Raw genomic sequence first — 12889 nt, 5'->3', positions numbered from 1 at the left:
TTTCAATTGTTAAAGCAATAGATACACTTTACTTTGTGTATCTATTGCTCTTCACTTCATTAATGATTAGTAGTTATCTGTAGCACCTTTTGCATCATTTAATACGATTGCAACACTAGCACTTGCTCCAACGCGAGAAGCTCCAGCAGCTACCATTTTGTCTGCATCTTCACGTGTACGAACGCCACCAGATGCTTTTACACCAACGTTTGGTCCTACTGTTTTACGCATTAATGCGATGTCTTCAGCAGTTGCTCCGCCAGTTGAGAATCCAGTTGAAGTTTTTACGAAGTCAGCACCAGCTTTTACTGATAATTCACAAGCGCGTACTTTCTCTTCATCTGTTAATAGGCAAGTTTCAATGATTACTTTTACAAGAGCTTTTCCTTTTGCTGCTTGTACTACTTCATAAATGTCTTTTTCAACGAACTCGTTATCGCCGTCTTTTAAAGCGCCTACGTTGATTACCATATCAACTTCAGTTGCACCTTTTGCGATCGCATCTTTTGTTTCAAATGCTTTTGTTTCAGTCGTGCTTGCTCCTAATGGGAAACCGATTACAGTACAAACATCTACATCATGTCCAGCTAATTCTTCAGCAGCTAGCTTCACCCATGTAGGATTAATACAAACAGAAGCGAATTTATATTCCTTTGCTTCTTCGATTACTTTCATAACATCTTCTTTAGTAGTATTAGCTTTTAAAATTGTATGGTCAATTAACTTTGCAATGTTCATTATCTTCACTCCTCATATCTTTTAACAACTTCATTCTAACTCTTAGTTGAACAAATGTAAATACACTTTTGAAATTTTGTTCATTCTTTTTTAAAAGGCATTTTCTTGTAGTAAATAAAGCGCATTCTAACAAAGAACACTTCATATATAATCAAATTTTCTATGTTAACAATGGTAGTATGTATCTCCATATCCATAATTATTTTTAAAAAGGCAATTTGTGTTCAAAAAAGACTCCTATCATTCATACATAACAAAATAAAAGGAGTTCTCAAAATTAACATTTTGAGAACTCCTTTTATTTCTAACCTTTTTGATAATGTAACAGTTCTTTTGCTGTATGCTGATCGATAATTAATACATTTGCATACCCGCCACGTAACGCACCATCAATTGCTTTTATTTTTCTATTACCACCTGCAACTAAAATAGAGCGTTTCTTTAATTTCAGTTCCTCTAACTCAATTCCAATTGTACGCTGATTAATCTCTTCGCTACTAATATTTCCGTCTCCATCAAAGAAACGTGAACAAATGTCACCGACTGATTGTTTTTTGAGTAAACTTGTTTCATCCTTATCGAAATAACCTAATCGGAATAACAGCGCTTCGTCTCGCACTGTTCCTACAGTGAAAACTGCAATATTCGCTTGTTTCCCCATTTCGATAATGTGATGAATATGTCGATCCTGCTCTACTAATTCTTTTGTCACTGCATTATCAAATATAACTGGAAGAGGTAGATTTCTTGGCGTCGTTTGAAAAGCATCTGCAAATAAAGCTATCGTCTCATTCGCATATGTATTTACACTCGAATGACTAATGCCACCTTTTAGCTGGACAACCTCTACCCCTTTTACATGTTGCGGTACGATTTTTCTAGCAATTTCATACATCGTCATTCCCCAGCTTACACCAACAATATCACCGTTTTTAACCGTCTTTTCCATATACTCAGCAGCATATTTACTTATATACTCTGTAATCGTTGCATATTCCGGTACTGGAGAAAACACAACATGTGCCTCTAACAAGTTGTACTTTTCTTTCAGTAAATTCCCAACGTTATCTAAATCCGCAAATGGATCGGCGATGCTAATTTGAACAAACCCTTTTTCTTTCGCGTACTTTAACAATCTAGAAATCGTCGGTCTTGAAATATTTAATTTGTTAGCAATTTCTTGCTGACTATAATCTGATTGATAATATAATCTTGCAACTTCAACGCTTAATTGTTGTTTATCTTTTTCCATAGTAACTCATTACAAATCCCTTCCTGTATTTCCCTTTCGTTACAAGCATTATACAGCTTTATGCAAAAAAATTCGACTACCGAATTTTATCTAACTGAACTTTTATTCCACTTATTATATACAATGAAACCGTTCAATAAGAAACATAAACCATCGTCTAAAAACTATTCAAACACCCCTCATAAACAGAAGATACTGTTTATGAGGGGTGTTTATTCAATTTAAGTCTATAAAAGTTAAATGAAAGCAATGCAAGTTCTCACTTATTTAGAATAGGAGAAAAGATGATGTTTTATTTGTTCAATAAAATAATGATGGTGTATATTATCGTTAGATACTCGACTTGCCATAATAGCCCCCTCCATTGAAGATGCAAGAAAGGAAGCGAGTGATATAATGTCTACATCTTCTTTAAATTCTTGTTTCTCTATTCCTTCTTTTATGAGAGAAGCCATTAACATTACTGTATCATCATAACCTTTTGCTGCTGCTTTTTGTAATTCTGGAAATACTCCAGTACTTTCAATGGCACTATTAAGTAATGGACAGCCTCCAGCAATAGGAGGATTATTAGCTGCATCTTGATATACAAGGAAAATTGCAAGGATTTTATCAATTGCTGTCTTTTTATTTTCCATTGCTTTATGAAAATGACTCCACATAATCTCACCACTTTTGTCGTAGGCAGCAAGGACAATTTCTTCTTTACTTTTGAATCTACGATAAATAGATCCTTTAGGTAGTTCAGTAGCTGTCATTATATCCTGGATGGATGTGCGAGTTATCCCATTAGTATTAAATAAATATAAAGATGTTTCAATAATTTTTTCTTTAACCTTATCAACTTTAGTCATGCTTTGTAATCCTCCTAATGAAAACGATCCTAATATTCTAGGTAATGTTTACCCTCTATTTTCTTAATTTTTTTGTAAGTATAAATAAGTTTGGAACAGAAATATCTTATCAATTCCTATCTTATGGAAACCTCAAACAATACAGTTTGAAAAGAAGTTAATCAAATTGTATTACCTATATAACTTAAGTGAATTTTCTGTCAAAATAACATGACCAATTGTTTAATTCAGTCATATTATACAACTAATTTTATCTAAAATCGTAGAGTTGTAAAAATATATAGTTAATTTTAACGTATAGACATATGATTATTATATATAATTTTTATTAATATGTTTAGCTAAATTGTTTGAACTACCCCCACTTTCACTTCATTCTATAAAAGATTAACCATTAATGATTACTGGAATTAAATTGTAACAAAGCAACTGAAATATAAATATATTTGCTTTTTTCCATTTTGATTTTGTTAATACTTTATAAAAAGGGTTTAAAAAACTAGAAACTTGTAGTATCATTAGATTTCGATTCAGACCGAACCGTCCGGTTTAGAATCTTATATAAATATATTTAGAAGGAGAGCGTTATGCAGAAAGAAAAATCAAAAATTATAGGTAATTTAATTATGGGGGCAATACAGTGAACTTTATAAAAATGAATAAAAAAGAAATCATTATGCTAATAATCTTTACACTGTTTGTACCATTTCAAATTGGCTTGTACATACTATTTGGCATATCACTTTTAGCTAATGTCAATTTAGTTGAATCAGAATTTGTTCTTAGTGCCATCGGTTTTACTGTACCTGCTATTGTAGGAATCATTTGCTTTAGGAAAGAAATTATTGAAAGTTTTACTTATTTTAAAGAGAAGACAATTTTGAAAATAGTAAGTATTCCTATGGTAGTTTTATTTACGTTAATTGTGGAACAGTGTGTTATGTATTTTCTAGCAACTGGTCAACCAGAGAACCAAGAGCAGCTCCTTGAAACTGGTGCAGAGGTACCTCTTGTATTTACATTGCTTGTATTTGGTATTCTGGGTCCAATACTTGAAGAAATTGTGTTTCGCCACATATTAATAAATCGTTTTTCTTACCATATTGGTACTGCTATTGCATCTATCATTTCGATTATGATTTTTACACTTCTTCATACGAACCAACTTTCGGATATTGCTATTTATTTACCTGGATCGTTGATACTTACTGCGGCTTATCTTATTTCTAAAAGATCCATTGCATATGTTATAGCGATACACATGTTAAACAATTGCCTTGGTTTCATTCTGTAAGAAACTAGACTTGTTTCTAGTGCCAAAAATACTTTTTCTATGGCATAAGAAAGCTAATCAAAAATTATAATATATTAGGAGAGTGTCAGTCATGATTGTAACAACAACTTCTGGAATTCAAGGTAAAGAGATTATTGAGTATATTGATATTGTAAATGGTGAAGCTATTATGGGTGCAAATATTGTCCGCGATGTATTCGCTTCCGTTCGTGATGTTGTCGGTGGCCGTGTTGGTGCTTATGAAAGTAAGCTAAAAGACGCTCGTGATATTGCAATGGGCGAAATGAAAGAACTTGCAAAAGAAAAAGGTGCGAACGCTATCGTTGGTATTGACGTAGATTACGAAGTTGTTCGTGATGGAATGTTAATGGTTGCTGTAAGTGGTACAGCTGTACGTATATAAGTAAATTAAAAAACGGTTCCTCCCTTGGAATTTATACTTTGAGGAGGGGCCTGGTTCTGTTGCAGATTTTAAAGAATAAAAAGAGATGTTGATAAAGCATTATACGTCGAAAAAACACAGTTTGAGTGTAAACTGTGTTTTTTTATATAGAGGCCTCATCCCATCACTATCAAGCTAAAATTTTGTGTTAACTTGTACAAAATGTACACTTTTTACTTTGGGGTAATTTTGAATCCTTAACCTTATGGGCATGTGGCGTTACCCCACATCCATCAACTTAAGGATTTAGACTATTTTTGAAGTTAAAAGCACGTTACTATTTTCTTATGTTAATGAGAAAGGGTGACGTGCTTTTTATGAATATGCATCAAAAACAAGAGTTATCTTTATTTGCCGAAGAGCTATATCGATATATGTCTCCCGCTACACTTAATCAATTAGCTATAGAAGCAGGCGGAATGAAACGAAAACGCAAGTGCCACGGGCACCATTTCTTATCTTTGTGTGTATGGTTAAATCAACAAATCGCTACTACCTCTCTTACTCAACTTTGTAGTCAATTAGAAACTTCAACAGGAATTTTATTAAGTCCGGAGGGACTTAATCGACGATTTAATTCGGATTCTGTAGCCTTCTTTCGCACTGTATTTACTACACTTCTACAAGCTAAAATTGGAGGAGTATCTAAGATTTCTCATTCTCTTTCTTCTTATTTTGAGCGGATTCTCGTCCTTGATTCTACAACCTTCCAAGTTCCAGATCGATTCGCAACTACTTATCCTGGTGCCGGAGGGTGTAGTCATACAGCTGGTGTGAAAATCCAACTAGAGTATGACTTGTTGAGTGGAAAATTTTCTGATGTGGAAATTGAACCAGGAAAACGAAGTGATCAGGCATATAGTGCGACTCGAACAGGCATGGCACAAAAGAATGAACTATATATTCGTGACTTAGGATATTTTCGTCTACAAGACTTTAAGTCTATTCAAGATAAGCAAGGATATTATTTATCACGTCTAAAGTTACCCACTAAAATATATAGAAAAGAATTTGAAACAGTAGTATTTAAAACAAAACCCGCTCAATTAAAACCCGTATATATACAAATTCATTTGGAAGACATCATGAAACAATTGCAGCCTGGCCAAGTGTATGAATTACATGATGTATATGTAGGGAGTAAAGACAAACTGCCTACTCGAATTGTAGTTTATAGATGTACCGAGGAGCAAAAACAGAAACGTCTACGTGATCGAGCTATTCGCGAAAAGAAAAAAGGAATTACATATACAGAGCGTACAAAACTTTTACAAGGTATTACGGTATATATGACAAACATTCCTACGGAATGGGTACCAAAAGAGAAAATTTATGATCTATATTCACTGCGTTGGCAAATTGAGCTGTTATTTAAAATATGGAAATCTTGGTTTCAAATTCATCGTTGTAAATCTATTAAACAAGAACGATTAGAATGTCACCTTTATGGACAACTCATTAGTATCCTATTATGTTCTTCTACTATGTTTAAAATGCGAGAACTCCTGTTACGTAAGAAACAGAAAGAGCTAAGTGAATATAAAGCGATGTACATAATTAAGGATTATTTTTTACTTTTTTACCAAGCATTACACAAAAACACCCAAGAATTATCAAAGGTTCTCCTTCGTCTGTTTAACCTCCTACAGCACAACGGACGAAAATCTCATCGATATGAGAAAAAGACAGTCTTTGATATTTTGGGTGTTGTTTATGAGTATACCACTTCTACTCATCAGGTAGCATAGTAAAAAAATTGAAGCCCGTCAGGGTTTATTTGATATGCCTACTTTTATAAAATCTATAAAAGATAATAAAAAACTATATAGAAAGACCGCATTTTGTATAAAAATATACCTTAAGTTGATGGATGTGTGGCGTTACCCCATGCCCATCAAGCTAACCAAGTAACTTACTAGATATGGAACGATCCTTGGTTCAAAACTAATAATTGATAGAAAAGTAGGCATACTAAAGAAGCCTATTAAAATCTAATTTTTTCGCTAGGCAGCTTGTCTATGCTTCACCGTCGTTTTATACACAATCCCTAGAATATCAAAGACGGTCATTTTCTTATACCGATGACATTTACGACCGTTCTTTTTGAGCAGTAGATAAAGACGATGCAAAATTTTCAAAAGTTCTTCTGTGCCACCGGCTATCGCTTGAAACAGTAACGGAAAGTAATCTTTAATCATATAAATCGCTTTGTATTCACTCAGCTCCTGCTTTGTTTTTTCAAGCAGAAACTGTCGCATTTGAAACATCGTAGAAGAACAGAGGAGAATGCCGATGAGTTGTCCATATAAATGGCACTCTAGGCGTCCTCTTTTAATATTTTTACATTCATCAATTTCAAAAAATGACTTCCACGTTTTAAACAAAATTTCAATCTGCCAACGAAGTGAATACAGTGAGTGCACGTAGTTCATTGGTACTCCTTCTAGAGACGTGTTCGTGATATATACATTCATACCCATTAAACGTTTACTTTTATCCTTCATGACAATGCCTTTTTTCTTTTCACGTATCGCTTGGTTTTTCAGGCGTGTTTGCGTTTGATCATCGGTTAAACGATGGATAATGACACGTGCTGGAAGCTTCTGATTTTGTCCAATGTATGCCTCGGAAATTTCTATTGTTTCACCAGGGATTAGGCTCGACATTATTTGTGTCATATCAAGCTGTATGTATTCTGTTTGCTTTTTTAACGTGCCGTTGTTGAAGTATTCTGGCTCAGGATTCTTGATATAAATGCGTGTATTCAGCTTCAACCGCGAGATATAGTAAGCCTCTTTATCATGAATAGTTTATAAGTCTCCTAAATCGAAGTAACCAAGATCACGTAAACACAAATCGCCCGCCTCTACGGTTTCAAGGCAGATGGTACCGTATGTTTTATCATTATTCTTTCCTGGACCAAGCTGCACGTTAAGAAATTGACCACTAAGTAAATCATATTCCAATTGGATTTTCACGCCTGCCGTATTACTACTTCCACCTGAACCTTGATAGTCAGTGGCGAAATGGTCAGGCAGTTGAAACACTGTTGCATCTAAAATACGGATACGATTGAAAGTAGAGATCATGTGTGCAGAAAGTGAGTGATTTGAACAGAGTTTTTGTTTGAGAAGAGAAGTAAAGACTTCTCGAAGAAATGCGACAGCTGCTGGATTAAAGCGTTGATTCAATCCTTCTGAGCTCATCAGTACTCCAGTTGAAGCTTCTAACTGACTGCACAATTGTGTAAGCGATGTGCTAGCGATTTCTTGACTGAGCCATACGCAAAGGGCAATGAGTTCGTTCGCTTGATACTTACTAGTTCGCTGTACAAAGCCAACTTGTTTGGCGATATCTTGTAGGACTACTGGAGATAAAAAGTATTGTAGCTCTTGTGCGAAAAGATTCAGCTCATTTGAAATAATAGGATTCATTAAAAACACCATCCTTTCTCATAAACTTCTTACGATAAGCATAGCGTTTTTCTATTTTGAGGATATGATTTTAACTTCGCTTGAAGGGCAAGTGGTGAGATACCTTATAAGAATAAATTATAAATATAGATAAATAAATTGTAATTTACTCTATTGAAGTGATGCACCTAAAATGAAGATAACAATTATATAAGGGGTAATTTTATGAATAATAAATTGAAATATTTATTAGGGATTAGCATTACCGGATTTGGGGATGGAATTCAACAAATTGCCTTGCTATGGTATATTTTTCATTTAACAGGACAAGCAACTTCTATCGGATTAATGATTGCAATTTATTATATACCAAGTATCATTTTAACACCTTTTGTGTCTGTTTATGTAGATCATCATGATTCTAAAAATATTGTTGTTCTAACAGATAGTATTCGATTTGTACTTGTTTTAATCATGGCAATACTTATTTTCATAAAATTTGAATCAGTATTTATTTTTTACATTATGCAATTCTTATTAGCAGTTTGCTACACTGTTTACAAACCTGCATCTTCTGCATTTATTAAGGAAGCATTCTGTAATCATGATATACCATTTGTTATATCAAAAGCATCTTCATTAAATGAAGCAGCATTACTAGTGGGAACTGGTATATCTGGGTTATTTCTAGTTAAATTTTCTTTAGCCACTAGTTTCTTTATTAATTCTGTAACATTTTTAGTTGCGGCCATTTTCTTTTCTTCTATAAAAAGAATGAACCCTAAAAAAGTAAAAAATACAAGAATATCCTACCTTGCAGAATTAATATCGGGATGGCGTTTTATTAATCAAACAGAAGGAATGAAGTACTTACTGTTTTTATCCATTTTGAATAGCATTAGCATACAAATGACAACAACTTTATTATTACCTCTTGCAGAACAGTTTGAAGGAGGTAGCGGACTTTACTCAATATTTGAGATAGCATTTTCAGTAGGAGGAATTATAGCAGGCTTGATTGCTATCTATTTTTTAAAAAAGTTTAAACATAAAGTTATTTTTATTACGATGATGGGTATGGCAACCTCTTCTTTTTTATTATATTTGAATGACTATAAAACAACGGCCGTTATTTGTATATTTATAATGGGGCTATTTACCATGTCGCATTTGATTATCGTGCAAACGTTAATACAGTTGAATACTACAACAGAATATATTGGCCGGGTAATAGGCTTAAGAACAATTCTAGCATCATTTGTTAAGATATCTTCTGCTCTGTCGACTGGTATTTTAATAACTCATATGGGAGTGAATAATATTTTACTTTTATTTTCTATCTTAATATTGGCTAGCTTTATTACGATTGGAAATATAAAAAAACACATGTATTAAAATGAAGAGAAATACATCTGGAAGATTATTCAGAGATGCTATTACGGGTTGTAAATAACTTGCGAATCGAGGGGTAAAATGGTTAATATACGTTGGAAAACAGAAGAATTAAGGGCGAAATTAAAAACTATATTGAATCGAGAATATAAAGAATTGGATGTTCAGGAGTTAAAAGTAATAGGAAATGGAGTACAAAATATTGTGTTCCGAGGGGATTCGGAAAAAGGGCCTTTAGCATTTCGAGTACCTTGGGAACGTGAAGTGAAAAATATAAATGAAGGGTTGTTTAATAGTCGAATCTCATTGCAAAAGGAAGCGGAGCTTTCTAAGTTTTGTAATTCTAAAGACATTCCAGTGCCAAAGGTTCACGGACTGCACCTTTCTACGGAACTTGATTTTTTAATTTCAGATTACCTGGCTACTGATCATATTCAAATTTCTGCGTACAAAATAGGAGAAGTAGTTAATAATCTCCATAATATTCCAATTGAAAATTTAAATTACCAACATAGGACTAGGAAACCATCTAGTAAGTATATAGCTGAACGTGTCGTAAAAAGAGTAAAAGGATTTAATAAAATTACACATTGCGATATTGAATTTCCTGATATATCGATAATCGAAGAGATTCTTAAACAAGCAGATCATGTAAAGAAATTATTACATATGGACATTCGACCAGCAAATCTAATTGGATATAACGGAGAAGTTAAGGCGTTGGTTGATTGGGATAATGCTCTAATTGGTCACCCGCTGCTAGAACTTATGAGGATAGCTGAAACTAATGAAATTGATTGGTATGAATTTAAAGGTGGATATAAGAATAAAGATATCTTTGAATCTATGCCTCGTATTGTCAGCTTATTTTATCAGCTTGATACAGCGGTAATGCTTGCAAATCTGTTTATAGCGCAACTGAAAATAGAGGAAAAAGGCATATTCTATAAAGAGCGTGTGAAAACACTTCATAATGAAATACATAGATATTTATAAAAATAAATAAAAGATGCTTTGACATAGGTGTGTAGAGATAATAAAGTTGTTTAATTTATAATAAAGTCCTTTAAAAAATAATTAAGTTGTTTACTTCTTTTAGGATTAACGAAGTAGTTTAATGGAAGAAGAATTTATAGTAAGTGTTATAATAATCAATAACTTAAACAAAGGGGGAAGCATTTTTGCACAAACTCAATGCATTAATACCAGAGCTATCAGTTTCAGATATAGAGCAAAGTTTAAATTTCTATTCGGAAATTCTCCTGTTTAAAATTGAATATCAAAGACCAGAGGATAAGTTTGCTTTACTGTCTTTAAATGACTGCCAGATTATGATTGAAGAAGTAAATGGTCATTGGAGTACTGGGGAGTTATCTTATCCCTACGGAAGAGGAATTAATTTTCAAATTATCATAAATGATATTGATCCACTATATAATAGTTTGAAAAAGAACGAGTATCCAATTAAATTTGATATTCAAGAGAATTGGTATAGAGCTGATACTAAATTAAAGGGACAAAAAGAATTTTTAATTATGGACCCTGATGGTTATCTATTAAGATTTGTTCAAAATTTAGGTGAAAAAGATGTTGAGGCAGATTAAGCTATGTAAAATAGGATGAAAATTCAGTAAATGGAGCAAGCTACTTTTTTCAATAAGAGGCATTAGTTGAAGAAGAATTAACCAACTTTATTATTTTTATAAATTACAGGCTACAACAATTAAATTTAATTTTAAATAACTTTAAAACCACCTACAATTTAATTTAGTAGGTGGTTATTACATTTCTTAGACTAAAATTAAACAACTTTATTGTCACTGAACAATAGGAGGCCCACTACATCGCCATCAAGCTAAAAATATGAATTTCCCCAAAACAATAAATACGAGCAAAATGCACAAAATTTTCGTTCTGGGGGTAATATGAGATTTTAACTTGATGGGCATGTGGCGTTACCCTAATACTGTACAACTTTTTTATAAATGGTTGTAAGGTTCTACATTTTTGACCATTCTGTACAACGATAACTTTGGTTTATTGATTTCACCTGTAATCTGGTAGCCTATCCTCTGATACAATTTAATGGCAAGTTGGTTCTCTTTCTTTACTGTCAGAGAGCATTTGGCAAAGCCTTGCAGCGAAGCTTGTTCCTCAGCAAACTCAATTAGTCTGGTACCTATCCCTAGTCCTCGACTTTCGGGCAGTAAGGCAATTGTGCCGATGTGAAACTCGTCATCTTCTCCCTCCTTCAAGGTAAACATGGAATAAAGCATTTTGATATTCAGAATGTTATAAACAACAAAACCCAGCTTTCGGAACGAAAGCAGCTGTTTAAAAGTGGGCCAGGCAAGACGATTTAAAACGGATATGGGATAGCAAGTAATCATCCCTAAAGTTTTCCCATCCATTTGAGCTTCATAGGCGTATTGATGACTAAAACGGTTGTTCTCCTGCCGCCATAGCTTACAAAATGTCCAATCGACTGTGTTCTTCTCCTCAGATCCTGCAAGTGGAAACGCCATGTATTCCAATGCCATTACATTTAGCTGGGCGCCGACCATGGATTGATGAACAGCCTTTACAATAGAGATTTTATTCATTATCCTATTGCTCCTTTTCACTTTCTATATTATTAATATTAATTATCATGGATTTGAATCAGTTCACTTCCCTCTCAATTCATCCTTAGCTTTGAAACCATAATAAAATGTATTTAAAACAAGCTCTGCAGCAGATTTTTTAGCCACATTTCCTTCATGTACCTGTTCCCAGGTATGGAAAAGCAGAGCATAAAGCGTATTCAAAATCCATTCACTGCTAACTGTTTGCTGAAAGTAACCTCTTTGTTGTAGCAATTCAATAACGCGTCTTAAGGGTTCCCTCAGCTTCTCTTCTGCTTCACCTAATTCTTTGTTGTTAAATACAGATGCATCATGACCTAGAAAATAGATTTTGTCACCTAAAGGGATTAACGCTTCAATGAGTTCCGGGATATAGTTTTCGCTTCTTTCCTCATCCAGTGGAATCTGGTTTACAGTATCACTTACCAGTTGTATAGCCCGATGGCCCAAGAACAGCATCAATTTCTCCCTGCTTTCGACGTAGCGATGGAGTGTAGCAATTCCAATTCCCGCATATTCCGCAATTTCATTCATCGAAGCAGTAGGATTTTCAACAAGCAATATAGTAGCTGAATCAAGAATTGCATTAAATCTCGCTTCCTTCAACGCTGACAAGTCTTTCTTCATCGTCAATCTCTCCCTTTTTCTGTATAATGTCGTCATTTTTGATAGATAAATATATCATTTGATATTATAATAAACAATCTCAAATAAAGTGTCCAGCTGCTGAATGTAACTTTTCAAAAAGAATTATATTCCTGAAACTGATAGTACTTTGAATGTTTCATTTTTAGCATTTCATTATTTAGATAACGATGAAGAAATTAAATTCTTTAATGTAATAAATACAAGAGCCAAAGGAAATGGTACGAGTTACTTT

Annotated in this window: 11 protein-coding genes and 1 pseudogene; 6 read left to right on the top strand and 6 right to left on the bottom strand. The window is 33.6% G+C overall.

All coding sequences use genetic code 11. The features are described 5' to 3' along the window. Positions 1-66 precede the first annotated feature (66 nt). From deoC to MHH27_RS09665, 3 genes are all read right to left on the bottom strand, one after another. Positions 67-738, bottom strand: coding sequence for a deoxyribose-phosphate aldolase (gene deoC / locus MHH27_RS09675; RefSeq protein WP_001017444.1), 672 nt, complete (start codon positions 736-738; stop codon positions 67-69). Positions 739-1042: 304 nt separating this feature from the next. After that, positions 1043-1990, bottom strand: coding sequence for a sugar-binding transcriptional regulator (locus tag MHH27_RS09670; RefSeq protein WP_000409787.1), 948 nt, complete (start codon positions 1988-1990; stop codon positions 1043-1045). A 263-nt stretch (positions 1991-2253) separates the two neighbouring features. Next, on the bottom strand, positions 2254-2844 hold the full coding sequence (locus tag MHH27_RS09665) for a TetR/AcrR family transcriptional regulator (protein ID WP_000169649.1): 591 nt from the start codon (positions 2842-2844) through the stop codon (positions 2254-2256). Positions 2845-3484: 640 nt separating this feature from the next. Between MHH27_RS09665 and MHH27_RS09660 the strand changes: the two genes are divergently transcribed. The 3 genes from MHH27_RS09660 (at position 3485) to MHH27_RS09650 (ending at position 6328) form a co-directional block, all read left to right on the top strand. Continuing rightward, the gene (locus MHH27_RS09660) at positions 3485-4138 is read left to right on the top strand and encodes a CPBP family intramembrane glutamic endopeptidase (protein WP_001009301.1); all 654 of its coding nucleotides are present in this window, start codon (positions 3485-3487) and stop codon (positions 4136-4138) included. A gap of 91 nt (positions 4139-4229) precedes the next feature. Further along, complete coding sequence (locus tag MHH27_RS09655) at positions 4230-4541, top strand: heavy metal-binding domain-containing protein (protein WP_000637518.1); 312 nt, start codon at positions 4230-4232, stop codon at positions 4539-4541. 356 nt (positions 4542-4897) lie between these two features. Next, positions 4898-6328: an IS4 family transposase gene (locus tag MHH27_RS09650; protein ID WP_097833444.1), complete on the top strand. Its 1431-nt coding sequence runs from the start codon at positions 4898-4900 to the stop codon at positions 6326-6328. Between the two features lie 255 nt (positions 6329-6583). On the opposite strand, the pseudogene MHH27_RS09645 reads toward MHH27_RS09650, so the two are convergent. Continuing rightward, a pseudogene (locus MHH27_RS09645) lies at positions 6584-8014 on the bottom strand (IS4 family transposase). A 204-nt stretch (positions 8015-8218) separates the two neighbouring features. Here MHH27_RS09645 and MHH27_RS09640 point away from each other — a divergent pair. From MHH27_RS09640 to MHH27_RS09630, 3 genes are all read left to right on the top strand, one after another. Beyond that, positions 8219-9388, top strand: coding sequence for an MFS transporter (locus MHH27_RS09640; protein WP_063259543.1), 1170 nt, complete (start codon positions 8219-8221; stop codon positions 9386-9388). Between the two features lie 78 nt (positions 9389-9466). After that, positions 9467-10381, top strand: coding sequence for a phosphotransferase family protein (locus MHH27_RS09635; protein ID WP_340942355.1), 915 nt, complete (start codon positions 9467-9469; stop codon positions 10379-10381). Between the two features lie 185 nt (positions 10382-10566). Then, positions 10567-10989, top strand: a complete 423-nt coding sequence (locus MHH27_RS09630) for a bleomycin resistance protein (protein WP_063259545.1) — start codon at positions 10567-10569, stop codon at positions 10987-10989. Positions 10990-11364: 375 nt separating this feature from the next. Here MHH27_RS09630 and MHH27_RS09625 read toward each other — a convergent pair whose 3' ends face one another. Both MHH27_RS09625 and MHH27_RS09620 read right to left on the bottom strand, forming a co-directional pair. Then, positions 11365-11988: a GNAT family N-acetyltransferase gene (locus MHH27_RS09625; protein WP_065382478.1), complete on the bottom strand. Its 624-nt coding sequence runs from the start codon at positions 11986-11988 to the stop codon at positions 11365-11367. A 63-nt stretch (positions 11989-12051) separates the two neighbouring features. Then, positions 12052-12636 (bottom strand): TetR/AcrR family transcriptional regulator, encoded by a 585-nt coding sequence (locus tag MHH27_RS09620; RefSeq protein ID WP_000710981.1) that lies wholly within the window; start codon positions 12634-12636, stop codon positions 12052-12054. Between the last annotated feature and the right edge of the window lie 253 nt (positions 12637-12889).

The sequence above is a fragment of the Bacillus sp. FSL L8-0152 genome (assembly GCF_038006365.1).
Classification (GTDB): Bacteria; Bacillota; Bacilli; order Bacillales; family Bacillaceae_G; genus Bacillus_A; species Bacillus_A cereus.
This window is presented reverse-complemented; position numbering and strand designations above follow the sequence as displayed.